Origin of the sequence: Cryobacterium sp. N19 (genome assembly GCF_002929595.1) — a bacterium.
Classification (GTDB): domain Bacteria; phylum Actinomycetota; class Actinomycetes; order Actinomycetales; family Microbacteriaceae; genus Cryobacterium; species Cryobacterium flavum.
In genome coordinates this window covers 143,945-170,507 of the sequence record NZ_PJJR01000050.1, presented here as the reverse complement: position 1 = coordinate 170,507, position 26,563 = coordinate 143,945, and the positions used below count along the sequence as shown (strand labels likewise).

At 63.8% G+C, this 26,563-nt stretch carries 17 protein-coding genes and 1 pseudogene; 15 read left to right on the top strand and 3 right to left on the bottom strand.

Translation table 11 applies throughout. From position 1 onward, the window contains the following. The first annotated feature begins 6 nt into the window (after positions 1–6). Complete coding sequence (gene gcvP, locus CXY78_RS10435) at positions 7–2,907, top strand: aminomethyl-transferring glycine dehydrogenase (RefSeq protein ID WP_092340729.1); 2,901 nt, start codon at positions 7–9, stop codon at positions 2,905–2,907. Positions 2,908–2,915: 8 nt separating this feature from the next. Here the strand turns inward: gcvP and CXY78_RS10430 are convergent, their stop codons facing one another. Then, the gene (locus CXY78_RS10430) at positions 2,916–3,707 is read right to left on the bottom strand and encodes a CPBP family intramembrane glutamic endopeptidase (RefSeq protein ID WP_092340730.1); all 792 of its coding nucleotides are present in this window, start codon (positions 3,705–3,707) and stop codon (positions 2,916–2,918) included. 322 nt (positions 3,708–4,029) lie between these two features. On the opposite strand from CXY78_RS10430, the gene CXY78_RS10425 reads away from it, so the two are divergent. From CXY78_RS10425 to CXY78_RS10395, 7 genes and pseudogenes are all read left to right on the top strand, one after another. Continuing rightward, positions 4,030–5,688 carry an ABC transporter substrate-binding protein gene (locus tag CXY78_RS10425; protein ID WP_233206155.1) on the top strand — a complete coding sequence of 553 codons (1,659 nt, stop codon included), beginning with the start codon at positions 4,030–4,032 and terminating at the stop codon, positions 5,686–5,688. 143 nt (positions 5,689–5,831) lie between these two features. Beyond that, a complete protein-coding gene (locus CXY78_RS10420) occupies positions 5,832–6,761 on the top strand; it encodes an ABC transporter permease (protein WP_092340732.1) in 930 nt (309 codons plus the stop codon). After that, the gene (locus CXY78_RS10415; protein ID WP_104089295.1) at positions 6,751–7,698 is read left to right on the top strand and encodes an ABC transporter permease; all 948 of its coding nucleotides are present in this window, start codon (positions 6,751–6,753) and stop codon (positions 7,696–7,698) included. The genes CXY78_RS10420 and CXY78_RS10415 overlap by 11 nt, the downstream gene beginning before the upstream one ends. Then, positions 7,695–9,443 (top strand): annotated as a pseudogene (locus tag CXY78_RS10410) (dipeptide ABC transporter ATP-binding protein). The gene CXY78_RS10415 and the pseudogene CXY78_RS10410 overlap by 4 nt, the downstream one beginning before the upstream one ends. Before the next feature lie 311 nt (positions 9,444–9,754). Next, positions 9,755–11,542, top strand: a complete 1,788-nt coding sequence (locus CXY78_RS10405; RefSeq protein WP_092340735.1) for an ABC transporter family substrate-binding protein — start codon at positions 9,755–9,757, stop codon at positions 11,540–11,542. A 137-nt stretch (positions 11,543–11,679) separates the two neighbouring features. Further along, positions 11,680–13,212 carry an ABC transporter permease gene (locus CXY78_RS10400; protein WP_092340736.1) on the top strand — a complete coding sequence of 511 codons (1,533 nt, stop codon included), beginning with the start codon at positions 11,680–11,682 and terminating at the stop codon, positions 13,210–13,212. Beyond that, complete coding sequence (locus tag CXY78_RS10395) at positions 13,213–14,253, top strand: ABC transporter permease (protein WP_104089293.1); 1,041 nt, start codon at positions 13,213–13,215, stop codon at positions 14,251–14,253. It begins immediately after the preceding gene. 20 nt (positions 14,254–14,273) lie between these two features. Here the strand turns inward: CXY78_RS10395 and CXY78_RS10390 are convergent, their stop codons facing one another. Further along, positions 14,274–14,882: a PH domain-containing protein gene (locus CXY78_RS10390; RefSeq protein WP_140425532.1), complete on the bottom strand. Its 609-nt coding sequence runs from the start codon at positions 14,880–14,882 to the stop codon at positions 14,274–14,276. 50 nt (positions 14,883–14,932) lie between these two features. Between CXY78_RS10390 and CXY78_RS10385 the strand changes: the two genes are divergently transcribed. The 4 genes from CXY78_RS10385 (at position 14,933) to CXY78_RS10370 (ending at position 21,565) form a co-directional block, all read left to right on the top strand. After that, a complete protein-coding gene (locus CXY78_RS10385) occupies positions 14,933–16,720 on the top strand; it encodes an ABC transporter ATP-binding protein (protein ID WP_092340739.1) in 1,788 nt (595 codons plus the stop codon). Between the two features lie 348 nt (positions 16,721–17,068). Next, positions 17,069–18,871: an ABC transporter family substrate-binding protein gene (locus CXY78_RS10380; RefSeq protein WP_104089290.1), complete on the top strand. Its 1,803-nt coding sequence runs from the start codon at positions 17,069–17,071 to the stop codon at positions 18,869–18,871. Positions 18,872–18,968: 97 nt separating this feature from the next. After that, positions 18,969–20,501: an ABC transporter permease gene (locus tag CXY78_RS10375; protein ID WP_092340741.1), complete on the top strand. Its 1,533-nt coding sequence runs from the start codon at positions 18,969–18,971 to the stop codon at positions 20,499–20,501. After that, positions 20,501–21,565, top strand: coding sequence for an ABC transporter permease (locus CXY78_RS10370; RefSeq protein ID WP_104089289.1), 1,065 nt, complete (start codon positions 20,501–20,503; stop codon positions 21,563–21,565). Before CXY78_RS10375 ends, CXY78_RS10370 begins: the two co-directional genes overlap by 1 nt. A 17-nt stretch (positions 21,566–21,582) precedes the next feature. On the opposite strand, the gene CXY78_RS10365 is transcribed toward CXY78_RS10370, so the two are convergent. Then, positions 21,583–22,191 (bottom strand): PH domain-containing protein, encoded by a 609-nt coding sequence (locus CXY78_RS10365; RefSeq protein WP_104089287.1) that lies wholly within the window; start codon positions 22,189–22,191, stop codon positions 21,583–21,585. A gap of 50 nt (positions 22,192–22,241) precedes the next feature. Here CXY78_RS10365 and CXY78_RS10360 point away from each other — a divergent pair, with 50 nt between their 5' ends. The 3 genes from CXY78_RS10360 to CXY78_RS10350 all read left to right on the top strand — a co-directional run bounded on the left by CXY78_RS10360 (position 22,242) and on the right by CXY78_RS10350 (position 26,556). Continuing rightward, positions 22,242–23,948, top strand: coding sequence for an ABC transporter ATP-binding protein (locus CXY78_RS10360; RefSeq protein ID WP_104089286.1), 1,707 nt, complete (start codon positions 22,242–22,244; stop codon positions 23,946–23,948). Positions 23,949–24,093: 145 nt separating this feature from the next. Further along, positions 24,094–26,004, top strand: coding sequence for a translational GTPase TypA (gene typA / locus CXY78_RS10355; protein ID WP_092340745.1), 1,911 nt, complete (start codon positions 24,094–24,096; stop codon positions 26,002–26,004). Between the two features lie 93 nt (positions 26,005–26,097). Further along, the gene (locus CXY78_RS10350) at positions 26,098–26,556 is read left to right on the top strand and encodes a hypothetical protein (protein ID WP_092340746.1); all 459 of its coding nucleotides are present in this window, start codon (positions 26,098–26,100) and stop codon (positions 26,554–26,556) included. The last annotated feature ends 7 nt before the right edge of the window (positions 26,557–26,563 follow it).

Below are 26,563 nucleotides of genomic sequence, written 5' to 3'. Positions count from 1 at the left end.
TCGCAGATGAGCCACGCTTTCGCGCAGCGTCACATCGGAACGGATGTTGACGCCCAGTCCCACATGCTCGCCACGCTCGGCTACGCCTCGGTCGACGACCTCGTCTCCGCGGCCATGCCGGCGTCGATCCACGCCGACCTGTTCCGCCAGGACGCAGGCAGCGCCCTGCCGCCCGCCGCGACCGAGAACGAGGCCGTTGCCGAACTGCGCGCCCTCGCCGACCGGAACACGGTCAAGCGCTCCATGATCGGCCAGGGCTATTACGACACGTTCACGCCCGCCGTGATCAAGCGCAACGTGTTCGAGAACCCCAGCTGGTACACCGCCTACACGCCCTACCAGCCCGAGATCTCGCAGGGCCGGCTCGAAGCGCTCATCAACTTTCAGACCATGATCGCCGATCTCACCGGGCTGACCACGGCCAATGCGTCGATGCTCGACGAGTCCACCGCGGTCGTCGAGGGCATGCTCCTCGCTCTGCGCGCCTCCAAATCCGGGTCGCGTCGATTTATCGTCGACACGGATGCCTTTCCCCAGACCCACGCGCTGCTCGTCCATCGCGCCGCCGCCCTCGGCATCGAACTCGCTCAGGTCGCACTGACAGAGCGGACCACCGCCGAGGACCTCGGCGACTACTTCGGTGTCTTCGTGCAGTACCCGGCGGCCTCCGGTCGAATCTGGAACCCATCCACCGTCATCGCCCTCGCCCACGAACATAAGGCGCTCGCCGTTGTGGCCGCCGACCTGCTCGCCCTCACCCTGCTGAAATCGCCCGGCGACCTCGGCGCCGATGTGGCCGTCGGCACCAGCCAGCGTTTCGGCGTGTCGATGGGCTTCGGCGGACCGCACGCCGGCTACATGGCCGTTCGCAAGGGACTCGAACGCCAACTGCCCGGCCGCCTGGTCGGGGTGAGCGTCGACGCAGCCGGCCACCCGGCCTACCGCCTCGCCCTGCAGGTGCGCGAACAGCACATTCGCCGCGACAAGGCCACCTCGAACATCTGCACCGCCCAGGTGCTGCTCGCCGTCATGGCCGGCATGTACGCGGTCTACCACGGACCCCAGGGCCTGAAAGCGATCGCCACCCGGGTGCACGAGCGGACCGGCGCCCTCGTTGCCGCCCTGCGCGCCATCGACGTCGACGTGCGGAGCGACGCCTTCTTCGACACCATCCAGGTCAACGTGCCGGCGGGCGCCGCCGAGGTCGTCGCGAAAGCCGCCGCCAGTGGCTACAACCTGCGCCAGGTCGATGAGAACACGATCAGCGTGTCGGTCGACGAGACCACCACGCTCGCCGACCTGTCCTATGTCGTCGGCGCGTTCGGTGGCCGCTCGGCGTTCGGCCACGTGGACTTCGACGCCGTGCAGCACGGACTGCCAGCCGAGCTTGATCGGACGAGCGATTTTCTCACCCACCCGGTGTTCAACACGCACCGGTCGGAAACCAGCATGATGCGCTACCTCAAGCGCCTCGCCGACTATGACTACGCGCTCGACCGCGGCATGATCCCGCTCGGATCCTGCACCATGAAGCTCAACGCGGCGAGCGAGATGGAAGCCGTCAGCTGGCCTGAATTCGCCGGAATCCACCCGTTCGCTCCCAAAGCGGATGTCGAGGGCTACCTTCACCTCGTGCGCCAACTCGAAACCTGGCTGACCGACGTCACCGGCTACGACTCCGTATCGCTGCAGCCGAACGCCGGCAGCCAGGGCGAACTGGCCGGCCTGCTCGCCATTCGCGGGTTCCACCAGTCGAACGGTGAAACCGATCGCACGGTCTGCCTGATCCCGTCGAGCGCACACGGCACCAACGCGGCATCCGCTGCACTGGCCGGCATGCGCGTTGTGGTCGTGGCCTGCGACGACCTCGGCAACGTGGACCTGGCCGACCTGCACGCCAAGATCGCCGAGCACGCCGAGAACCTTGCTGCCCTCATGATCACCTATCCGTCGACCCACGGGGTCTACGAGCACGAGGTCGCGACGATCTGCAAGGCAGTGCACGACGCCGGCGGCCAGGTCTACGTCGACGGCGCCAACCTCAATGCGCTGCTTGGTTTCGCCCGCTACGGCGATTTCGGCGGCGACGTCTCGCACCTGAACCTGCACAAGACGTTCTGCATTCCGCACGGCGGCGGCGGGCCGGGCGTCGGACCGGTCGCGGCCAAGGCGCACCTCGCGGCGTTCCTGCCGGGACATCCGCTCGCCCAGAGCGACGAGCACTACCTGCTCGGTGCTGCTGGAGCCACCGCCACCGTCGTGCACGGCGGTGGGCCGGTCTCGGCGGCGCCCTATGGCAGCCCGAGCATTCTGCCCATCTCCTGGGCCTACGTGCGCATGATGGGAATCGACGGCCTCAAACAGGCCACCGCCGCCGCCGTGCTGGCCGCCAACTACGTCGCCAAGCGCCTGGAGAACAGCTACCCGCTGCTCTACTCGGGCGAAAACGGCCTGGTCGCGCACGAGTGCATTCTCGACCTGCGGCCGCTCACCGCGGCCACCGGCGTGAGCGTCGACGACGTGGCCAAGCGCCTCGTCGACTACGGCTTCCACTCGCCGACCATGAGCTTTCCGGTGGCCGGCACGCTCATGGTCGAACCCACCGAGAGTGAAGACCTCGGCGAGATTGACCGCTTCATCGACGCCATGATCGCGATCAAGGCCGAAGCGGATGCCGTCGCCGCCGGCCGCTGGCCCGCCGACGACAATCCGCTGCACAACGCCCCGCACACCGCTCAGTCCGTGATCGAGGGGGAGTGGGAGCATCCGTATGACCGGGCCACCGCTGTCTACCCGCTCGCGTCCCTGGTGCGGAACAAGTACTGGCCGCCGGTGCGCCGCATCGACAACGCCTACGGGGACCGCAACCTGGTCTGCGCCTGCCCGCCGCCCGAGGCCTTCGAGTAGGGGGTATCTCAGCTGGCCGGGGCGAGCAGCCCCGGCCACCAGCCCAGCGCGAGCGGATAGCCGACAAAAGAGAGAATGTCGAGCAGCCAGTGCGTCACCACGAGCGGCATGGTGCGCCCCCAGCGGGTGTAGCACCAGCCGAACACGACGCCCATGGCCACGTTGCCAAAGAATGGTCCGACACCCTGGTAGAGGTGGTAGCTGCCGCGCAGCACGGCCGAGCTCACAATGATGGTCCAGGTCGACCAGCCGAGTTCGCGCAGCCGCGTGAACAGGTAGCCCACCACGATGAGTTCCTCGAGCAGCGCTGCCTTGAGGGCGGCGAAGACGAGAATCGGAATGGTCCACCAAAAGGTATCGAGCGGCGAGGGCACCACGGCCACTGTAAAGCCGAATGCTCGGCCGGCCAGGTAGAGCGCGAGCCCCGGAATGCCGATGACGAGGAGAAGCCCGAAGCCGCCGAGCAGATCCTTGCCCGGTCGGGTGAAGTCGAAGCCGAGGCGGGTGAACGGGCTCTGGCCGGGCCGCCACAGCAGAAACAGCACCAGCGCTACAGCGGCGAGGCCGAACGCAATGCCGAGAAATTGGTAGGTGAAGTCGAGCCACTCTCGTGGCGACTGCGACCCGTTGAGCGTTGCCGACTGGTCGGCGAGGGGGGTCGTATCGGTCAGGCGGGCCACGATCGACACGATCGAGTACACGGCCGAGGCCCCGAGCGAAAGGGCGAGCACGATGCCAATCTCCCAATACAACGGTGAATTACCGAGCCGGGAACGGTGCGGGGCGGATGCTGGCGGCATGGCCCTATCCTGCCACCTCGGCATCCGCAGACGCTCGCGTCGCGATCGCGGGGGAAGCATCCGTTCGAAACCCGCCTCGCAACATATGTGCAAAATGACAGTGTGTGACGCTTAATAGTTGTCAGATAGATTGCGCGTCTGTAACATTTTTCGCCGCATTGCCCAATCTGGGTAAGTAACAAACTAGGGTCGTAACAACCCCCCAACGTTGAGTCGGGTCTTTTGCGGCCAAAATTGGGTTGACTCTACTGGCGCGTGACACGGTCAAGAGCTGTGTCAGGCGCCCTTTTGTGCATTGGGGCAAAAATTGAAAATCAGGAGAATGGGCATTGTCGCCATCGCTCTCGCCTCGACCGGAGCTCTCATGCTCTCGGGCTGCGCGGGCGGCGCAGAGACCTCCGCTGAAGGCAGCGCGATCATCACCACGAACGGCACCGAGCCGCAGATGTCGCTGATCCCCACCAACACCACCGAGGTCGGCGGCGGAAAGATCATCACGTCGATCTTTGCCGGCCTGGTCTCCTACTCGGCCAGCGGTGAAATTCAAAATGAGGTCGCCAAGTCGATCGAGTCCGACGACGCCACCAACTGGACCGTCACGCTCAACGATGACTGGACTTTCACCAACGACGAGCCGGTCACCGCGCAGTCGTTCGTCGACGCCTGGAACTATGGTGCCCTCTTCGATAACGCACAGGGGTCCTCTTACTTCTTCGACAACATCGTCGGTTTCTCCGACGTGCAAAACTCCATGGACGACCCCTCCGGCGCGGTCGGCGAAGATGGAGCCCCGATGCAGGTTGGCGATCCGCTAACCGACGGCATGTCCGGCTTGAAGGTCGTTGACGACACCACGTTCACCGTGGAACTCGCTGGCACCGAGGCCGACTGGCCGCTGCGCCTCGGCTACTCCGCCTACTCGCCGCTGCCCTCCGTGGCCTTCGAGGATATGGACGCCTTCGGTCAGAACCCGATCGGTAACGGCCCGTACATGCTCGCCAGCGCGGATGCCTGGCAGCACGACGTGCAGATCGACCTCGTCACCAACCCGAATTACGCGGGCGTGCGCACCCCGAAGAATGACGGTTTGACCATCATCTTCTTCGCCTCTTTCGACGCCGGCTACGCTGCCGTGCAGGGCGGCGACCTCGACGTGCTCGACCAGATCCCCGAATCCGCACTGGCGAGCTACGAATCCGATTTTCCGGACACGTTCGTGAACGAGCCGGCCGCGGTTTTCCAGGCGTTCAACATGCCGTACTACCTCGAGCACTGGTCCGGCGAGGAGGGCAAGCTGCGTCGTGCAGCCCTCTCTATGGCAATTGACCGCGCCGAGATCACCGATGTTGTCTTCCAGGGCACCCGCACCCCGGCCACCGACTTCACCTCCCCGGTCATCGCCGGCTACTCCGACTCCCTCAAGGGTTCCGAAGTACTCGAGTACAACCCGGAAGAGGCCGTCGCACTCTGGGCTGAGGCCGACGCGATCTCTCCCTACACCGGCACCTTCGACATCGCCTACAATTCCGACGGGCCGCACCAGGCCTGGGTCGACGCAGTCGTGAACAGCGTCAAGAACACGCTCGGCATCGACGCGGTTGGCAAGCCCTACCCGACCTTCGCGGCCGCAATCGATGACCGCGACACCCAGGCGTTGACCGGCGGCACCCGCGCCGGCTGGCAGGCCGACTACCCGTCGCTGTACAACTTCCTCGCGCCGCTGTACAAGACCGGTGCCGGCTCGAACTACGAGGGCTACAGCAGCGAGGCATTCGACACGCTCCTCACCGACGGCGCCGCGGCGTCGAGTGTTGAAGAGGCCACGGCCAAGTACGTCGAAGCACAGGAAGTTCTGCTGCAGGACCTCCCGACCATCCCGCTGTGGTACCAGAACACCTCCGGTGTTTGGTCTGACACGGTGAGCAACGTTGAGTTCGGCCGGGATTCTGTGCCGCTCTACCACGAGATCACCAAGAACTAACCATTCGTTCCTAGTACGTCGTTACGAGAGGCCCGGGGTCATGCCCGGGCCTCTCGGGTTCCACTTAATGATTGCGACTTTTTCATGCACTCGACTTCTCCCGTGCCGACCAGCACCGTGTCAACTGCGCCGACGGGTAGCTGATGCTCTGGTATACCGGCAAGCGCCTGCTCCAGATGATCCCCGTGTTCTTCGGCGCCACTTTCTTGATCTACTTCATGGTGTTCTCCCTGCCCGGAGACCCCATCGCTGCCCTCTATGGCGAGCGGCCCCCGTCGCCCGCCGTCATCGCACAGATTCGTTCCGAATACAACCTCGACAAGCCGTTCATCATGCAGTACCTGCTCTACATCGGTAACTTCTTTCAGGGTGACCTCGGCACCACGTACTCCGGTCGCTCCGTCTCGGACGTCATGGCTTCTGCCTTTCCGATCACGGCACGACTGGCCATGCTCGCCCTCGCCTTCGAAGCCCTCTTCGGCATCCTGGTCGGCCTCGTGGCAGGTCTCCGCAAGGGCAAGCTGTTTGACGCGAGCGCCCTCGTGGTGAGCCTGCTGCTGATCAGCGTGCCGACCTTTGTGATCGGCTTCGTGCTGCAATTCGTGTTCGGTGTTCAGCTCGGCTGGGCTCGCACCACGGTGAGTGGGGCGGCACCGCTCGACGAACTGATTTTGCCAGCGCTGGTGCTGGCATCCGTTTCGTTTGCCTATATTGTGCGGCTCACCCGGGCGAGCGTGTCGGACAATCTTAACGCCGACTTTGTGCGCACCGCTACGGCCAAGGGCCTCTCCCGACCCCGCGTCGTTACCGTGCATGTGCTGCGCAACTCGCTGGTTCCCGTGGTGACCTTTCTCGGCGTTGACATTGGCTCGCTCATGGTCGGTGCCATCGTCACAGAGGGCATCTTCAATATCAACGGGGTCGGTGGCACCGTCTTTAAGGCCATTCGCCTCGGCGAAGGACCGACAGTGGTGTCGTTCATCGCCGTGATGGTCGTGATCTTCGTACTCGCCAACCTGCTCGTCGATCTGCTGTACGCAGCTCTGGACCCAAGGATCCGTTATGCCAAGTAAGAATCAGGGCGCGCAGCCGCACTTCGTTGCAGCGCTCGAAGACACCCCCCTCGTGGCCATCGACCGCCTCGATGAGACCGCGAAAGCGCGCAGTACTTGGGCGGATGCCTGGGACGCGATGCGACGCCGGCCCAGCTTCTGGATTTCGTCCGGACTCATCCTGCTGATTGTGCTTGTTGCGCTGGTCCCCACCTTGTTCGCCTCGGTATCGCCGACGCAGTGCCAGTTGTCGGACAGTAACGGGGTGCCGCAGTCCGGGCATCCGCTCGGATTTACCTTTCAGGGCTGCGATGTCTACGCGCGGATTATTTTCGGCACGAGTGCCTCGGTGACCGTCGGCATGCTGGCTGCCGCCATCGTTACCCTGTTCGGTCTCATCGTCGGTGCCCTCGCTGGCTACTACGGCGGTTTCCTCGACGCCGTCGTCTCGCGCATCGGCGACATTTTCTTCGCCGTTCCGACCGTGCTCGGCGCCATCGTGCTGCTCTCGGTATTGCCAGACCGCACCCCGGTCGTGATCGCCCTCGTCATCTCGATCTTCGCCTGGCCGCAGGTCGCCCGCATCATGCGCGGCGCCGTGTTGACCGCGCGAAACTCGGACTATGTCGTGGCCTCGGTCGCGCTCGGTGTCTCGAAGTTCAAGATTTTGCTGCGGCACGTCGTTCCCAACGCCATCGCCCCCGTGATCGTCATCGCGACGGTCTCCCTCGGCACGTTCATCGTTGCGGAGGCCACGCTTTCGTTCCTGGGCATCGGCCTCGGCCCCGGCACCATGTCGTGGGGCCGCGATATCGGCGAAGCACAGACGACCATCCGCACGAGCCCGCAGGTTCTGCTGTACCCCTCGATCGCGCTGTCTCTAACCGTGCTGGCTTTTCTCATGCTCGATGACGTGCTGCGCGACGCGCTCGACCCCCAGGCGAGGGCACGCCGATGACTCAGTTAGCGACCGAAACCGTGAATCAAATTTCGTCCACCGACTCCGCACCGCTCTTGGAGATCAAGAACCTCGAGGTCGGGTTCCGCACTCAGCGCGGTGTCGTGCCCGCCGTGCGCGGCGTGAGCCTTACGCTCTTCCCCGGCCAGACTCTCGCGATCGTGGGGGAGTCCGGCTCGGGCAAGACCACGACCGCGCAGGCCATCATCAAGCTGCTGGCCGGCACCGGCCAGGTGACCGGCGGACAGATTTTGTTTGAGGGCCGGGACCTGACCACCCTGAACGCCGCCGAGATGCAGGCCGTGCGCGGTCGTCAAATCGGTTACGTTCCGCAGGACCCGATGAGCAACCTCAACCCGGTCTGGAACATTGGGTTTCAGGTGTCCTAAGCCATCAAGGCTAATAGCGGCCTCCGTGGCAAGCCACTGAAGGCGCGCACCATCGAAGTGCTGCAGGAGGCCGGCCTGGCGGATGCCGCCGACCGGCTCAAACAGTACCCGCACCAGTTCTCCGGCGGCATGCGTCAGCGCGTGCTCATCGGCATTGGGCTCTCGGCCCGGCCGAAGCTGCTCATCGCCGACGAGCCCACGAGCGCGCTCGACGTCACCGTGCAGCGTCAGATTCTCGATCACCTCGCGACCCTCACCCGGGATTACGGCACGAGCGTGCTGTTCATTACGCACGACCTCGGTCTCGCCGCCGAGCGGGCCGAACAGCTCGTGGTGATGTACAAGGGCAAGGTCGTCGAATCGGGGCCGTCGCAGGAGATTTTGGCCAACCCGCAGCACCCGTACACCCAACGCCTCGTCGCTGCGGCTCCCAGCCTCGCCTCACGACGCATTCAGGCCAAGAAGAATCAGGATGCCCCGACGTCCGAAATCTTCTCGGCCGGCGGTACCGATACGGCGCTGATCGCCCGCGCCACCGAACGAGAGCTGGCGGCGACCGGCAAGGACCTCATCTCGGTCGAGGGCATCACCAAGATGTACCGCATCCGTAAGTCGGGGCTGAAATATGACGAACTCCTCGCCGTGAACGACGTGTCGTTCGGGGTCAAGAAGGGCACCACCACGGCGATCGTGGGGGAGTCCGGGTCGGGCAAGTCCACCGTGGCCAAGCTCATTCTGCAGCTGGAAGGCCTCACCAGCGGGCGGATTGAATTCGAGGGACGCGACGTTGCCGGGCTCAAGGGCCGCCAGTTACTGAACTTTCGCCGCCGGGTGCAGCCGGTGTTCCAGGATCCGTACGGCTCACTCGACCCGCAGTACAACGTGGGGAACACCATTGCGGAGCCGCTGCTCGCGCACAAGGTTGGCACCAAAAAGGAACGCCAGAAGCGCGTGCTGGAGCTGCTCGACCAGGTCTCGCTGCCGGCCTCGACGCAGTTTCGCTACCCGAGCGAGCTCTCCGGCGGCCAACGCCAGCGCATTGCCATTGCGCGGGCCCTGGCGCTCAAGCCCGATGTACTCGTGCTCGACGAGGCCGTCTCCGCGCTTGACGTGCTCGTGCAGGGGCAGATCCTGAACCTGCTCACCGAACTGCAGACCGAGCTGGGGCTGACCTACCTGTTCATCACCCACGACCTCGCGGTGGTGCGTCTCGTTGCCGACAACGTCTGCGTCATGCAGAAGGGGCGCATCGTTGAGGCGGCGTCGACCGATGACGTGTTCGACAGCCCCCGCGAGCTGTACACGCAAGAGTTGCTTGCTGCCATTCCTGGTGGCGACTTCGAGTTCGGTCGCTAACCTGCGTTCAACACACAGGCCCGACCGGTAATACTGGTCGGGCCTGTGTGGTTTAACCGCCGTCACGTGCGCTGGTCGGTGGCGCATTCAGTGGTCTGGCCTGCTGAAACGGTGCAAACATTGCGCGCGGCCGCAACAAACGCAGTAATTGTGCACAATGCGCCCCCGGAACGAAAATAAATGGTGATATTTGGTAACGGTTCGGGTACTTATTGAGCGAAGCCGAGGTTTTCTCTCTATGGTCATATTTATCCGCGCTCGACCTGCGGCCAAATCGCCGTGGTCGACGATCACTTCGCCCAGGAGGAATCTTGTCCATCAGAGGAAAACTGTTCAGGAAGAGTCTCAGTGGGGTCGCCGTTCTTGGCGTCGCCGCCCTTGCCCTGACCGCATGCACCACATCCGGCAGCACCACCACGAATACGGATGCCGCGGCCAGCGGCGGCACGGTCACGGTCGCGGTGGTCAACGACTTCACGTCGTTCAATAACCAGACCCCCCAGTCGAACCTCGACACCAACGGCCAGGTCGGTTACCTCATGGGTAACTACGGCTCCGCCTTCTCCTACATCGATAAAGACTTCAAGATCGTGCACGAAGACAAGTTCGGCACCTTCGAAAAAACCAGCGACGACCCGCAGACGGTCACCTATACGCTGAATCCCGGCAACAAGTGGTCGGACGGTGAGCCCGTCACGGCCGACGACATGGTTCTAGCCTGGGCGACCGGTGCCGGCTATTACAACAGCTCAACCACCGACCCCGACAGCGGCGACGTGGTCTCTGGCACCCAATACTTCGAGATCGCCGCGAGCACCGCAGGCCTCGACACGACCGCCTTCCCCACGGTGAGCGATGACAACCTGTCGATGACCCTGGTCTACGGCACCCCCTACGTGGACTGGGAGCTGGTCAACCCGATCGGCCAGCCGGCCCACATCGTGGCCAAGAAGGCCGGACTCAGCTCCGCCGCCGACCTGACCGCCCTGATGAAGAGCCTGCCCAAGGGTGACCCGGCCAACCCGGCTGCGGCCGACCCCACGCTGAAGGCCGCCGCCGACTTCGTGAACACCGGCTACGACGTGACCGCGTTCCCCACCGACCCCGACCTGCTTGTCTCAAGCGGCCCGATGGTGCCGACCGGCTGGACCCCCGGCCAGTCCTTCACCATGGAGCGCAACAAGTACTACGTGGGTGGCATGATTCCCAAGATCGACAAGATGATCCTGCGCGTCATTCCGGACGCCAACGCCCAGGTCACCGCCCTGCAAAACGGCGAGGTCGACATCATCAACCCGCAGGCATCCGCTGATACGCTCACCGCTCTGGAGAATACCGGAGCCGACGTACTGACCGGAGACCAGGTGTCGTATGACCACCTCGACCTGCGCTTCGACCAGCCGGTCTTCGCCGACATCAAGGTGCGCCAGGCGTTCCTGAAGACCATCCCGCGTCAGCAGATCCTCGATTCCATTGTGACGCCGGTCAACCCCGACGCCAAGGTGCTCAACTCGCAGATCTGGGTTCCCGCCAACGAACCGTACGCAGATTCCGTCGCCAACAACGGCTCGAAGGACTATGCCGATGTGGACATCGAGGGCGCCAAGGCCCTGCTGGCCGGCGCCACCCCCTCGGTGCGTATTTTGTACAACACCAACAACCCGAACCGGGTCGATGAGTTCCAGGCCATCCAGGAATCGGCCGCCAAGGCCGGCATCACCGTCGTTGACGCTGGGTCTCCGGACTGGAGCAGCCTGCTCTCGGGCGGCGACTATGACGCTTCACTATTCGGCTGGATCAGCCCCGGTGTCGGCTCGGCCGGCATCTCGCAGATCTTCTCGACCGACGGTGGTGGAAACTACAACCACTACACGGGAACGAATGACGACGCGATTGCGACCCAGACCACTCTGGATCCCGACAAGTTGATCGCCCTGGAAAAGAAGATGGACAAGCAGATGTTCGCGGACGCTTACGGCCTGCCGCTCTTCCAGCTGCCCGGTGTGTTCGGTGTCGCCAAGCGCGTGAGCGGTGTGGAGTACATGGGTAACCAGACCGGTCCGTTCTGGAACTTCTGGGAATGGTCCGTCAGTAAGTAGCGAGGTCGAAAGACGCGGCTTGATCGCGCAGTTGGGCTCCTGGGTTCGCCCAGGAGCCCAACTGGCGGGTCGGGCGGCATCCGTTTTCTTGTCGTACCCGACGTACGAACCAACTCCTACAGTGAGGTAGCCCCGGCATGGTGAGCTTCATCCTGAGACGAATTCTCGTTTCCATACTCATCCTGATCGCCGCATCGTTTCTGATGTACGTCATGGTGGGCTACTCGGCCGATCCGCTTCAGGACCTCACGAGCAGTAATTCGCCCAATAAGCAGCAACTCATCAATGCCCGCGTCTCGCTCCTCGACCTTGACGTTCCGCCGCCCCTGCGCTGGGTGCTCTGGCTCGGGGGCGTGGCCAAGTGCGCCATTCCCTTCGCCAACGCCTGCGACCTCGGCTCGACCGTCTCCAAGGCGCAGGTCGTCGATATTCTGCCCAACGCCCTGGCCGCAACGGTGCAGCTCGTGACGTTCGCGCTCGTGCTGGCCATTCTGCTCGGCGTCACGATCGGCATCATCACCGCCCTCCGCCAATACAGCGGCCTCGACAATACGGTCACCTTCGTCAGCTTCTTTCTGTACTCGCTGCCCGCCTTTCTGGTGGCCGTGCTCCTAAAAGAATTCGTCGCCATCGGCTTCAATGACTTTCTGCGCGACCCGGTGATCGGTAGCGTCGCGCTCGTGGTCATCGGCCTCGTCATCGGCGCCATCTGGCAGTCGCTCCTCGGCGGTGACGGGCGGCGTCGCCTCGTGGTGTTCCTCGTGTCAGGTCTGGCGACCAGCGGTGTTCTGCTGCTGATGAGTGCGACCGGGTGGTTCATGCACCCCGGGCTCGGAGCGATCCCGATCATTGTGCTGGTCGCCGCGATCGCCCTCGGCTCGGCCACTCTGCTGGCCGGGCTGCGCAACCGTCGGGCCCTCATCACGGCGGGGATCAACGCCGCGATCGCCATTGTGGCGTACTTCACCCTGCAGCCTCTGTTCGACATCTCGAGCGCCGGCACGCTGTTCATTCTCGCGCTCGCCACCGCTGTCGTGGGCCTGGTCAGTGGTTTCCTCGCCGGCGGCTACGACCGCGGCCAGAACATGCGCGTCGGCCTCATCACGGCCTTGCTCTCGGGCGCCGTCGTGCTACTGGACCGGTTCATGCAGTCCTGGGGCGATCTGCTCACCGCCACCAACGGACGCCCGATCGCGACGGTGGGCTCGAAGACCCCGGGGTTGAGCGGCGATGTCTGGCTGGGCGGGCTTGACGCCTTCGCCCACCTCACCCTGCCGACCATCGCGCTGCTGCTGATCTCCTTCGCCGGGTACACCCGGTATTCCCGCGCCGGCATGCTCGAGGTGCTCAGCCTCGACTACATTCGCACCGCCCGCGCCAAGGGGCTGCCCGAGCGCACCGTGATCGTGCGCCACGCCTTTCGCAACATGCTCATTCCGCTCACCACCCTGGTGGCCTTCGACGTCGGCGCCCTGCTCGGTGGCGCGATCATCACCGAGAAGGTCTTCGCCATCCCCGGGATGGGCAGCCTGTTCAATGCGGGACTCCAGCGCGGTGACCTCAACCCGGTGATGGGCTATTTCCTGATCGTGGCCGCCATGGCGATCACCTTCAATTTTCTGGCCGACATGGCCTATGCCGGGCTCGACCCCAGAGTGAGGATCCGCTAGATGTCCACACCAATTGGCTTGGGGCCGACCCCGCCCGAGATCCCCGCCGACGAACTCGCCGTCGCGAGCGCGATCCCCGAAAGTCAGGGACGCCTGATCTGGCGTCGCTTCGTCGGCAACAAGGTGGCCGTCGCCTCCGTCATCATCCTCCTGCTCATCATCCTGTTTTCCTTCTCCGCCATCGGCATCGGCCCGATCCCCGGCTGGTGGCAGTACGGGTACAAAGCGCTCAACCCGCAGGTGAACGGCGGCAACCCCACCCTCTCGCTGGTGCCACAGTTTCTCGGCGGCAACGGTATTTCGCTGGGCGAGCATCCGTTCGGCCAGGACCGCATCGGCAAGGACTACTTCGCCATGACCATGCGCGGCATTCAGAACTCCGCGCTGGTCATGGTGGTTCTCGGCCTCATCGCGACCGTCGTGGGCGTGGTGGTCGGGGCCATCGCCGGCTACTACCGCGGCACCGTCGACGCCATTCTCATGCGGGTCACCGACGTCTTCATCGTGATTCCCGCCCTCGTGATCGGCTCCGTCGTGGGCCACTGGTTCGGCGCTCTCGGCGCCCCGGTACTGGCGATCATGCTCGGCTTCTTCTCCTGGATGGGCATCGCCCGCCTGGTGCGCGGCGAATTCCTGTCGCTGCGGGAACGCGAGTTCGTCGAGGCCGCCCGGGTCGCCGGGGCGAGCGACATGCGCATCATCTTCAAGCACATCCTGCCCAACGCCATGGGTGTCGTCATCGTGTCGGCGACGCTCATCATGGCCTCGGCCATTCTGCTCGAGACGGCGCTGAGTTATCTCGGCTACGGCATTCGCTCTCCCGATGTGTCGCTGGGTCTGCTGATCAGCTCGAATCAGTCGGCGTTCCAGACCCGGCCGTGGCTGTTCTGGTGGCCCGGCGCGTTCATCGTGTCGCTCGCGCTGCTGGTGAACTTCGTCGGCGACGGCCTGCGCGACGCCTTCGACCCGCGTCACCGCCGGTTCAAGCTCAGCAAAATGCGCGAAACCCGGCCCGAACCGGAGCTGGAGGCGCAGCCGTGACCCCGCTAGGCCAGCAGGCTTTAGGCCAGCAGAATTGCGACAACGGATGCCACGGCGCCCGCCGCCAGCACGCCAGCCCGACCCCAGGCCCACACGACCACCACCGGCGTCTGCGCGGCGAGCCCGCCGTCGATCAGACCGCTTCGCTGCAGGGCGTCCCAGCGTGCGCGCACCAGTTGCGCCGCCTCGCCGGATTCACTCCCGGGCAGGTCGCCGGGGCGTGGGGAGCCGCTGACGTAGGGCACCGGGTCTGTGCTCTTGCGGCGCCCGGAGCTGGTCAGGCTGCGGCCGGGGGCCGGAGCGCAATACACCGCGAACTTGCGCCCCGGCGTGTAGAGCGTGAGCGCGAACTTGGTGTCGACGTGCACGAGCGCCGCCCACGGCACCACGATGGTGCGCAGCGGATTGCGAATGGTCACGGCCGTGTCGCTGACGCGCAGGTCGGGGCGCCACAGTACCTCCCAGACGAACAGAACCACGAACAGTGCCGGAACGACCAGCCACCGGTTCGACAAAGTCGGGAGCAGAAACACGCTCACCGCGCTAGCGGCGGCAACGCTCGCGAACACGGCGGCGATGATGCGGTTGAACCGCGAGTAGAAGAGATTCGGGTCGGCAGCGACGGGCATGCAGCCATGCTGCCAGAAATTGAACTCACCCACAGCGAAAGCAGGACTTCATGACCGACCAGGTGACGACCACATTCTCCGGCCCCGTACTGCAGGTCACCGACCTCACCGTGCACTTCGGCGTCGATAACGTCTGGGTACCGGCCGCCCTCAAATTGAACTATTCGATCGAGCGGGGCAAGGTGCTCGCCATCGTCGGCGAGTCCGGCTCTGGCAAGAGCGCGAGTTCCATGGCCATCCTCGATCTGCTCCCCGACAACAGCCGCATCTCCGGAAGCGTCAAGCTCAGCGGCCGGGAACTCATGGGCCTGAAGCCGGCGCAGATGCACAAGGTGCGCGGTGGCCAGATCGCCATGATCTTCCAGGAGCCGATGACGGCGCTCAATCCGGTCTACACGATTGGGTTCCAGATCATTGAAACCCTGCGAGCCCACTTCGGCATGTCACCCTCGCAGGCCAAGACACGCGCGCTCGAGCTGCTCGACATGGTCGAGCTGCCCGATCCGCTCAAGGCCTTCAACTCCTACCCGCACCAGTTGAGCGGCGGGCAGCGCCAGCGGGCCATGATCGCCCAGTCCATCTCCTGCGACCCGCAACTGCTCATCGCCGACGAACCCACGACCGCCCTCGACGTGACGGTGCAGGCCGAGATCCTCGACCTGCTGCGGAGCCTGCGCGACCGACTCGACAGCGCCATCCTCTTGATCACCCACGACATGGGCGTGGTCGCCGACCTCGCCGATGACATCGCCGTCATGCGCCGCGGTGTCATCGTGGAGCGCGGCACGGTCGACCAGATCTTCAACGAACCCACCCATCCATACACGATCGCCCTGCTACAGGCGGTTCCGCACCTGGGCCAGCGTGGTGACGAAGCGATCGACATGACCGCGGCGCTCGCCATCGGCACCGACATCGTGGTGGATGCGGTGCTCGCCGCCCGCATCGAGGTCAACGAGCGACTGGCGAATGAGGCGGCCAGTGCTGCCCGCAACGACAGCCGCGAAGTGGTCGTCAAATTCGACGATGTCGTCATCGAGTACCCCAAGCACGGTCGCGTCGCTGCCTTTCGTGCCGTCGACAAGGTCAACCTGTACGTGCGGCAGGGAGAGGTGCTCGGGCTCGTGGGGGAGTCGGGCTCCGGCAAGACCACCCTCGGACGCGCCGCCATCGCACTGCTGCCGATCACCGAGGGCTCATTACACGTGGCCGGCCATGACATCTCCAAGGCCAGCCGGGAGGAGATCCACCGGCTGCACAAGAGCGTCGGCATCGTCTTCCAAGACCCGTCCTCCTCGCTCAACCCACGGATGCCCATCGGTGAGAGTATCGGGGAACCCCTCAAACTGGCGAAGGGGTTGAAGGGTGCCGCGCTCAGCGCAGAGGTGGAGCGACTGCTCGACAGCGTTGAGCTGCCCCGCGCCTACCGCAGCCGCTTTCCGCACGAGCTCTCCGGTGGCCAGAAGCAGCGCGTGGGCATCGCCCGCGCGCTCTCGCTTGAACCCAAGGTGCTCATCGCCGATGAGCCGACCAGCGCGCTCGACGTGTCGGTGCAGGCCCGGGTGCTCGAGCTGATTCAGGGCTTGCAGAAGCAGATGAACTTTGCCTGCCTGTTCATCACACATGACCTCGCCGTCATCGATGTACTCGCCGATCGCATCGCGGTCATGCATCACGGTCGCATCGTGGAAACGGGCACGCGCGATGAGATTTTGCGCTATCCGAAAGACCCCTATACCCAGCGTCTGTTGGCGGCCGTGCCGATTCCGGACCCCAACGAGCAGCGTGCCCGGCGCGAGCTGCGCCGAGAATTGTTGGCCGCCGGTATCGACGACTAGGCGAATTACCGAGCCATCCCAGATTCTGCGACAGATTCCCGTCTTGTTGCAGAGCCTGCAACATAGCGCGTGCCGCTCGTCGATGTCGACGACCTGCGCGCTAAACGTGCGCCCATCCTAGCTGAGCACGTCTAATTTCGGGCTGCACTTTTGAGCAATATGCAGCTAATTCACCCATATATTGAGCAATACTCATGCTATTTGGGCAATTGCGTTACCAGTGTGTAACGTTTCGCTACTTTACCGTCGGGCGTCCTTCCCCCGACCTAGGGTCGAATCACCACCATGGCGGCGGCGTGACAAGAAATTACGCCGTCGCCATTTGCACACGATCGCACAGGAGGAACAATGAGATTCAGACGTATCGGGGCAGTAATTGCCGCGGTTGGCGCCGCAACGCTCGTCTTATCAGGCTGCTCGGCCCCCACGGCCGAGTCCGGGCTCGATGAGGGAACGAGTGTCGACGTCGCGTGGAACCAGCCGTTCTTCTCGTACAACGGCTTGACGTCGTTCGGCAACGCCACAGCGAACAACAACATCACGTACATGACGAACGACTGGTTCAACTACTACGACAACACGCCGGAGTTGAAGCAGAACGAGTCGTACGGCAGCTACGAGCTGGTGTCGGAAGACCCTCTCACTGTCAAGTACACCCTCGCTGACGACGTTAAGTGGTCAGATGGAACCGCAGTGGATGCGTCCGACCTTCTCCTGAGCTGGGCCGCCAACTCACGCGCGCTCGACACCCCAGACTTCGACTCCAATGATTTCGTCGACCCGGACACCGGTGAGTTCACCGACGCGTTCCCGGACGACGTCGTCTACTTCGACTCCGGTGCGCAGGCCGACTCCGGCCTCGGACTCGTGCACGACGTGCCAGAGATCAGCGACGACAACCGCTCGATGACCATGGTCTATTCGGCGCCCTACGTCGACTGGGAACTCGCCCTCTACGCCCCGCTCCCGGCGCACGTGGTCGCGAAGAACGCCCTCGGCCTCGACGACAATGAGGAAGCCAAGACCGCTCTCGTCACTGCCATTCAGGACAACGACACCGCGTCGCTCGCCAAGATTTCTTCCTTCTGGAACTCCGGCTTCAACTTCACCTCGCTGCCGGACGACCCCGAACTGTATGTGGGGACCGGCCCGTACACGATCTCAGCTTTCGTGGCCGATCAGTACATCACTATGAAGGCCAACCCGGAATACACCGGCGAGAACAAGCCGTCAATCGAAGAGGTCACCGTGCGCTTCATCACGGACCCGCTCGCATCCGTTCAGGCTCTCGAAAACGGTGACGTCGATGTCATCTCTCCCCAGTCCACGTCTGACCTCGTCACCGCGCTCGACGCGCTCGACAAGGTCACCGTGCTCAAGGGGGCAGAAGGTACGTACGAGCACATCGACCTGCAGTTCGACCAGGGCAAGAGCGGCGTCTTCAATGACCCGCTGGTGCGCGAAGCCTTCATGAAGGTCGTTCCCCGCCAGGAAATCCTCGACAAGCTGATCAAGCCCATCGTCGGTGACGACGCAACCCTGCGCGGTTCACAGATGATCGTTCCCGGTGCCGAAGGCTACGACGATTCCATCGCCGGCAACAGCTCGGCCGACTACGCCGAGGTCGACGTGGAGGGTGCCAAGGCACTCATCGCCCAGTCCGGTGCGACCAACCTCGACGTGACATTGCTCTACGCATCGACGAACCCGCGTCGTGTCAATGAGTTCGCGCTGATCCAGGCCAGTGCAGCCCTCGCCGGCTTCAATGTGCTCGATGGCGGCAGCGCCGAGTGGGGCGGAATTCTTGGCACCCCCGGTGCCTACGATGCTTCCCTGTTCGGATGGCAGTCGACCAGTCTCGGCGTCTCGAGCGCCGGACCGAACTTCGAAACCGGTGGCATCAACAACCACAACTTCTTCTCCAACGCCGAAGCCGACGCTGTGATCAAGAAGCTCAACAATGAGTTCGACCCCGCGACGCAGATCGAGCTTCAGCAGGAGATCGACAAGATCCTGTGGGAGAACTTCTACGGTGTGACCATCTTCCAGTTCCCCGGAGTGACGGCATTCAATGACAGCGTCACGGGCATCGACCCGTCGATTCTGGCGCCGACTATCTTCTGGAACATCTGGGATTGGAAGCTCGCCTAACCACGAGAATTTCTCGTTGGTTTGACGTGCTTTTGAGGCGCTGGGACCACTCGGTCCCAGCGCCTTCCACCCGACTATAGGCAGGTAGCCACCGCTCATGGCTTCATTTGTATTCCGGCGCCTCATTGCCGCCGTCATCGTTCTTCTCGCAGCCACCTTTTTGATGTACATGTTGGTCGCCCTCTCTGGCGACCCGCTCAAGGAACTCCGCGAGAGCAGCGCACCCAACAAGCTCGAACTGATGGCGTCGTTGAGCCAGAGGCTCAACCTCGACGTCCCCCCCTTCTTTCGCTACTTCTTGTGGCTCGGCGGCGTTGGTCAATGTTTTGTCGGCGCCTGTGATTTCGGTGTCAACGTTCAAGGCCTTCCCGTCGTCGTCCTGCTTCAGCAGGCCATGGGATCAACACTGCAGTTGGTCACCGGCGCCCAGATCATCGCCATCATCGTCGGTCTGATCGTTGGTATCACCACGGCGCTCCGCCAGTACAGCGGCTACGACTACACCATCACCTTTGCTTCGTTCCTGTTCTTCTCCCTGCCCATCTTTTGGGTGGCAGTGCTGCTCAAGCAATACATCGCCATCGGGTTCAATAACTGGTTGGCCGATCCCCTCATCGGAATACCGGTCATGATCGGTATGTCGATCGTGTCGGGACTGCTCTGGATGTCGCTCCTCGGCGGTGCCGCGCGGCGCCGCTGGATCACCCTCGGGGTAGCGACCGCCTCGACCCTGGCTTTGCTGGCCTACTTCGAGATGTCCGGCTGGTTCACCACGCCGAGCGTGGGCATCGTCGGTGTTTCAGTTACCGCCATCGCCGCAGCCCTCGGCGTCACGGCCGTCTCGGTCGGCCTCAAAGACAAGAACGCCCTGCGTGGCGCTCTCGCCACCGCCGCCCTGGGAATCGCCCTGTACTACCCGATGACCTATTTCGTTTTCCGGAGCATGTCGCTTCCGCTGTTCTTCGCCCTCGCTCTCGGCGCGGTCGTTGCCGGCGGTGCCATTGGCTACTTCCTTGGCGGCCGCGATCGCTGGCAGTCCGCGCGCACCTCGGCCATCGTCGCCGTAATCATCGGTGCGGTGATCGCCATCGACGGCCATCTGCTGTATTGGAACGACTACATCAATTCCAGCCGGGTCAACGGCCGGCCGGTGGCGACCATCGGCTCCGTCACGCCGAACCTCGGCGGAAATTTCTGGATTCAGGGCATCGACACCTTCACCCACCTGCTGTTGCCGACCATCGCGATCATTCTGATCTCCTTCGCCAGCCTTACCCGCTACACGCGGGCGAGCATGCTCGAGGTGATGAACCAGGACTATATCCGCACGGCCAGGTCCAAGGGACTCACCCAGCGCACCGTCGTGGTGCGCCACGCCCTGCGCAACGCCCTCATTCCGATCGCGACGGTGATCGCACTTGATATCGGAGCACTCATCGGCGGAGCGGTGATCACCGAGTCCGTGTTCGGATGGAGCGGCATGGGCCGACTGTTCCAAAACGGTATCGACCACGTTGATCCGAACCCGGTGATGGCGTTCTTCGTCGTGACCGGTCTCCTCGCCGTGATCTTCAACCTGCTCGCCGACCTGCTGTATGCGTCCCTCGACCCGAGAATCAGGGTGTCCTAATGACCGATTCCACGCCCTCCCTGCACGTGCAGCCAGGCCCGCCCGACGAGACCTCGATTGAGCAACGCGAAACGGTCGGGCTCAGCCAGGGCCAGATCGTTCGCAAACGCTTCTTTCACCACAAGGGTGCCGTTGTCTCGATCTTCGTTCTCGCCTTTGTGATCGTGCTCGCGTTCAGCTCGGTCGGCCTCCACGTCTGGGGTCTGAACACGGCCGGCTGGTGGCCCTGGCACTGGAACGCCACGCCGCCGCTGGTCAACCGCGGATTTCCGACCCTGAACCTGATTCCGGGTCCCGGTTTCGGCATCGGGCCGCACCCCTTCGGCCAGGACGAGATCGGCAAGGATATCTTTGCCCTCGTCATGCGCGGCACGCAGCAATCCATCATGATCATGGTGCTGGTCGGACTGGTCGGAACCGGAATGGGCGTTCTGATCGGCTCCCTGGCCGGCTTCTACCGCGGAATCGGCGATGCCCTCCTCATGCGCTTCACCGACGTGATCATCACCATCCCGTTCATCGTGGTGGGTGCGGTGATCGGCCGCTCGGTCGGAGCTGCCGGTCTCGGAGCTGCCATTCTGGGCCTTGCCCTGGGGCTCTTCGCCTGGACCGGGCTGGCCCGGCTGGTGCGTGGGGAATTCCTGTCCCTGCGCGAACGCGAGTTCATCGACGCAGCCAGGGTCTCCGGGGCGAGTGACGCCCGCATCATCTTCAAGCACATCCTGCCCAACGCGGTCGGTGTGATCATCGTGAGCGCCACCCTTCTCATGGCCGGAGCCATCCTCGCTGAAACCGCGCTGAGCTTTCTGGGCTACGGCGTGCGCAATCCCGACACGTCGCTCGGCCTGATCGTGGCCCAGAACGTGGCCGCGTTCGCGACCCGCCCCTGGCTGTTCTGGTGGCCGGGTGTGTTCATCATCGTCATCGCCCTCACCGTGAACTTCATCGGTGACGGTCTGCGCGACGCCTTCGACCCGCGTCAGAAGAAGATGCCGTCCGCGAAGGCGCTGCTGAAAGCGGATGCCCGTCGGGCGCGCGCCGCGCGCGCCTCCAGCAAGGTCTAGCGCTCATGTTTCGGGTTCTACAGAACGAGACCGAGTATCGAGGCGGCGAGCAGTCCGGCGAGTACCGCGATGGTGACCCGGTGGGTGGTCACGCGGAGGGCATCCGGATCGATGGCGGTTCCATCCAGGTGTCCGGCGTCCCGCAGCTGTTCCCATCGTTGCCGCAACACAAAGGCGACCTGTCCGGATGCGGTCGTCACCGAGTCTCCCGGCCGAACACTTCGGCCGGCCCCATAGGCGGAATCGCCGAGGTTCGTCACATCGGAGCGCTCGATCGCGATCGCACCACGGATGCCGGGGCCCGGCGCCGCCCAGACCGGAATTCGCCGCTCGGCGGTGAACAGGGTCAGTGTGTAGCGGGTGTCGATTCGCTGCACGTGCGGCCACGGCACGAAAAATGTGCGGAACACGTTGACGACCGTGATGCCGTGTTGCTCAATCACAATGTGCGGCTGCCAGAACAAAGCTCCGGCTACTGCGGCGAAGAACAGCAGCAGCGGCACGGTGCGTACCAGATTCTCCAGGTCGTTCGCCAACACCAGGCCGATGCACCCCGCCAGGCACAGCACGGCAACAACGCCGGCCAGAACGCGGCCAAAAACAGGACGAAATGTGAAGATCGACATAGGTCCATTTTCACAGACGACGCGCTCGACACAGACAGGACCCCCCTTTCATGAGTAACGAAGCAACCATTTCGACCGGCGACGGCTCTACTTCTCGGCCCGTCACCGAGGCCGTACTCGAGGTCGCCGATCTCAATGTGGATTTCTGGGTCGAGGGGGAGCTCTACCCGGCGGCCATCAACATGAACTACCAGGTGCGCCGCGGCGAGGTGCTCGCCATCGTGGGGGAGTCGGGCTCGGGCAAGAGCACCGGGACCATGGCGCTGCTCGGACTCCTGCCGCAAAACGCACGCACGACCGGGTCGATCAAACTCCTCGGTAAAGAGATCTGCGGCATCCCCGAGTCGGAAATTCGCAAGGTGCGCGGCAACGACGTCGCAACCATCTTTCAGGAGCCGATGACGGCCCTCAATCCGGTCTACACGGTGGGCTTCCAGATTGTAGAAGCCCTGCGCTCGCACTTCGACCTCTCTCCGCACGAGGCCAAAGCTCGCGCCATCGAACTGCTGACGCTCGTCGAAATGCCCAACCCCACGCTATCGTTCGACAAGTATCCGCACCAGCTGTCCGGCGGACAACGGCAGCGGGCCATGATCGCCCAGTCGATTTCGTGTGACCCGGTCTTGCTGGTTGCCGACGAGCCGACGACCGCGCTCGACGTCACCGTGCAGGCCGAAATTCTCGACCTGCTGCGCAATTTGCACACGCGGCTCGACAGCGCCATCATCCTGATCACCCACGACATGGGCGTTGTTGCCGATCTGGCCGACTGGGTCATGGTCATGAAGAACGGGCTCACGGTCGAGGCCGGGCCCATCGACGACATCTTCAATCGTCCCCAGCATCCGTACACGCAGCAATTGCTCGCCGCGGTGCCGCACCTCGGTCGCGGCATAGAAACGGTCGCCCGGGAACAGGTGGCTCACCCGGTCGGGGGCAAACCGGTCCTCGATTTTCAGAATGTCTCCATCGACTATCCAAAGCGTGGGCGTATTCCCGCGTTCCGGGCCGCCGATTCCATCGACTTTCAAATTTTCCCCGGGGAGATCGTCGGCCTGGTCGGCGAGTCTGGTTCGGGCAAGACAACGCTCGGACGCGCCGCCGTCGGACTGCTCCCAATCGCCGACGGCACGCTCATCTCCTGCGGGATCGACATCTCGCACGCGAAAATGCGCGACCTGCGACCCCTGCGCCGCAAGGCGGGCATCGTCTTTCAGGACCCGGCGTCATCGCTGAACCCGCGGATGCCGATTGGAGAATCGATCGGGGAACCCCTCTATCTGTCCGGCGAGGCGCGTGGCGCCGACCTCGACAAGCGTGTTCAAACGCTCCTGGAACAGGTTGAACTCCCGACGAGCTACCGCAACCGCTTTCCGCACGAGTTGTCCGGGGGGCAGAAACAGCGGGTCGGCATTGCGCGCGCGCTCGCCCTGCATCCGGACCTGTTGATTGCCGACGAACCGACCAGTGCGCTGGACGTCTCGGTGCAGGCTCGTTTTCTCGATCTGTTGCACGAGCTTCAGGAACGGCTCGGCTTCGCCTGCCTGTTCATCAGTCACGACCTCGCGGTGGTCGACGCTCTCGCCCACCGGATTGCGGTGATGCACACCGGCAGCCTGGTGGAGCAGGGCACGAGCGATGAGATCCTGCGTGCGCCGAAGGATCCATACACGCAGCGACTGATCAGCGCGGTTCCGGTGCCGGACCCGGTGGAACAGCGCATCCGCCGGGAGGCTCGTCAGGCCGCCAAGGGGTAAGAGGAACGGGACGCGCGCCACTCCCACCGATCCGGTGGCGTGGATACGGTAGGATAGTACTTTGGGTCACATTATGACCCCTGGTATCCATTCTTCGTCGCGCGCGAGACTCTGCGGCACTCATTCTTCGTAAGGATCTATTTTTATGGCGATTGCTACACGCAATAACCTCCGAAATGTTGCAATCGTTGCTCACGTTGACCACGGTAAGACGACGCTGGTTGACGCGATGCTCAAGCAGACCGACTCCTTCGCTGACCACTCTCACGTTGAAGAGCGCGCGATGGACTCGAACGAACTCGAGCGCGAAAAAGGCATCACGATTCTCGCCAAGAACACGGCGGTTTCGTACAAGGGCATCCACGCCACCGACGGTCCCATCACCATCAACGTGATCGACACCCCGGGCCACGCTGACTTCGGTGGCGAGGTCGAGCGCGGACTGTCCATGGTTGACGGCGTTGTTCTCCTCGTTGACGCATCAGAGGGCCCGCTGCCGCAGACCCGTTTCGTGCTTCGCAAGGCGCTCGAAGCCAAGCTCCCCGTCATCCTGCTGGTCAACAAGACCGACCGTCCCGACGCGCGCATCGACGAGGTTGTGGCCGAGAGCCAGGACCTGCTCATCGGCCTCGCGAGCGACATGGCCGACGACTTTCCCGACCTCGACCTCGACGCCGTGCTCGACGTGCCCGTCGTCTACGCGTCCGGCCGTAACGGTGCCGCCAGCTGGAACAAGCCCGAAGACGGCACGCTGCCCGACAACGACGACCTCGAGCCGCTGTTCGACGCCATCCTCAAGCACATCCCGGCACCGACCTACGATGACACGCACCCGCTTCAGGCGCACGTCACCAACCTTGACGCCTCGCCGTTCCTCGGTCGCCTCGCGCTGCTGCGCATCTTCCAGGGCACCATCAAGAAGGGCCAGACCGTGGCCTGGGTGCAGCAGGACGGCACCGTCACCAATGTGAAGATCACCGAGCTGCTGATCACCAAGGCGCTGGACCGCTACCCGACCGAGAGCGCCGGCCCCGGCGACATCGTTGCCGTTGCCGGTATCGAGAACATCACCATCGGTGAGACCCTCGCCGACCCCGACGACGTTCGCCCGTTGCCGACCATCACGGTCGACGACCCGGCCATCTCGATGACCATCGGCACCAACACCTCGCCGCTCATGGGCAAGGTCAAGGGCCACAAGCTCACCGCCCGCATGGTCAAGGACCGCCTCGACCGTGAGCTGGTCGGTAACGTCTCGCTCAAGGTCGTCGACATCGGACGCCCGGATGCTTGGGAGGTGCAGGGTCGTGGAGAACTGGCCCTCGCCATCCTGGTCGAGCAGATGCGCCGCGAAGGCTTCGAGCTCACCGTCGGCAAGCCGCAGGTAGTTGTGAAGCGCGTCGACGGCAAGGTGCACGAGCCGTTCGAACACCTCACCATTGACGCGCCCGAGGAATACCTCGGCGCCATCACGCAGCTGCTCGCCGCTCGCAAGGGTCGCATGGAGAACATGGCCAACCACGGCACCGGCTGGGTTCGCATGGAATTCATCGTTCCGTCGCGCGGCCTGATCGGCTTCCGCACGCAGTTCCTCACCGACACGCGCGGTACCGGTATCGCCAACGCGATCCTGCACGGCTACGAGCCCTGGGCGGGCACCATCAACACCCGTACGAACGGTTCCATCGTGGCCGACCGTTCCGGTGCCGTCACCCCGTTCGCGATCATCAACCTGCAGGAGCGCATGTCGTTCTTCGTGCAGCCGACCAGCGAGGTGTACGAAGGCATGGTCATCGGCGAGAACTCGCGCGCCGACGACATGGACGTGAACATCACCAAGGAAAAGAAACTGACCAACATGCGTCAGTCCAGCTCCGACACGTTCGAGTCGATGACACCGCCCAAGCAGCTGTCGCTCGAGCAGTGCCTCGAATTCGCCCGTGAAGACGAGTGCGTCGAGGTCACCCCGGCCGCCGTGCGTATTCGCAAGGTAGAGCTGACGGCATCCGCTCGCTCGCGTCAGGTTTCGCGCGTGAAGAAGATGGACGCGAACTAACCCTTCGCACCACGATGCCCTCTCGGTTCGCCGAGGGGGCATTGTTGCGTGCGGAGGCCGCATTAGAATTCAGACGAACTTGAAGGACTTGACATGACTATTTCCTCCCGTAGCCGCCGCCTCGTGCTTGCGCTCATGATCGCCGCCACCCTGCCCGCGCTGGCGGCCTGTTCGATCGGCGACACCGTGCAGCAGACCGTGAACGGGGTCGTGCAGGATGCGACCGGGGGCGACGTCAGCCTCGATGGCTCGCTCCCGAAAGACTGGCCGGCCGAAGTGCCGCTCATCGACGGCGAGGTTTTGTTCGCCACCGGCGGCATCGGCGAGGGCGAGGTCGGTGGTTGGGTCGTCACGATCAAGGCAACGTCGGCCACGCCGATCGAGGATGCCCGGGCGCAGCTTCTCGCTGCCGGGTTCAGCGTGGCTGTAGGTGTTCCGGGTGCCGACTCCGAAGTGGTGACCGTGACGAACGCGACCTACGGCGTCGTAGTCGCGGGGAACGCCGATGGCATTTTGTACACGGTGACGCCGCTGCCTGACGCGCTGAAGTAATCGCGCG

What these genes read in the sequence shown, in the direction of transcription:
- CXY78_RS10390 (WP_140425532.1), bottom strand. Translation starts at nt 14,882, where the DNA reads ATGCCCGTCGCTGCCGACCCGAATCTCTTCTACTCGCGGTTCAACCGC.
- CXY78_RS10420 (WP_092340732.1), top strand. Translation starts at nt 5,832, where the DNA reads ATGCTCTGGTATACCGGCAAGCGCCTGCTCCAGATGATCCCCGTGTTC.
- CXY78_RS10430 (WP_092340730.1), bottom strand. Translation starts at nt 3,707, where the DNA reads ATGCCGCCAGCATCCGCCCCGCACCGTTCCCGGCTCGGTAATTCACCG.
- CXY78_RS10370 (WP_104089289.1), top strand. Translation starts at nt 20,501, where the DNA reads ATGACCGATTCCACGCCCTCCCTGCACGTGCAGCCAGGCCCGCCCGAC.
- CXY78_RS10400 (WP_092340736.1), top strand. Translation starts at nt 11,680, where the DNA reads ATGGTGAGCTTCATCCTGAGACGAATTCTCGTTTCCATACTCATCCTG.
- CXY78_RS10425 (WP_233206155.1), top strand. Translation starts at nt 4,030, where the DNA reads ATGGGCATTGTCGCCATCGCTCTCGCCTCGACCGGAGCTCTCATGCTC.
- CXY78_RS10350 (WP_092340746.1), top strand. Translation starts at nt 26,098, where the DNA reads ATGACTATTTCCTCCCGTAGCCGCCGCCTCGTGCTTGCGCTCATGATC.
- CXY78_RS10385 (WP_092340739.1), top strand. Translation starts at nt 14,933, where the DNA reads ATGACCGACCAGGTGACGACCACATTCTCCGGCCCCGTACTGCAGGTC.
- CXY78_RS10380 (WP_104089290.1), top strand. Translation starts at nt 17,069, where the DNA reads ATGAGATTCAGACGTATCGGGGCAGTAATTGCCGCGGTTGGCGCCGCA.
- typA (WP_092340745.1), top strand. Translation starts at nt 24,094, where the DNA reads ATGGCGATTGCTACACGCAATAACCTCCGAAATGTTGCAATCGTTGCT.
- CXY78_RS10415 (WP_104089295.1), top strand. Translation starts at nt 6,751, where the DNA reads ATGCCAAGTAAGAATCAGGGCGCGCAGCCGCACTTCGTTGCAGCGCTC.
- CXY78_RS10360 (WP_104089286.1), top strand. Translation starts at nt 22,242, where the DNA reads ATGAGTAACGAAGCAACCATTTCGACCGGCGACGGCTCTACTTCTCGG.
- CXY78_RS10365 (WP_104089287.1), bottom strand. Translation starts at nt 22,191, where the DNA reads ATGTCGATCTTCACATTTCGTCCTGTTTTTGGCCGCGTTCTGGCCGGC.
- CXY78_RS10395 (WP_104089293.1), top strand. Translation starts at nt 13,213, where the DNA reads ATGTCCACACCAATTGGCTTGGGGCCGACCCCGCCCGAGATCCCCGCC.
- CXY78_RS10375 (WP_092340741.1), top strand. Translation starts at nt 18,969, where the DNA reads ATGGCTTCATTTGTATTCCGGCGCCTCATTGCCGCCGTCATCGTTCTT.
- gcvP (WP_092340729.1), top strand. Translation starts at nt 7, where the DNA reads ATGAGCCACGCTTTCGCGCAGCGTCACATCGGAACGGATGTTGACGCC.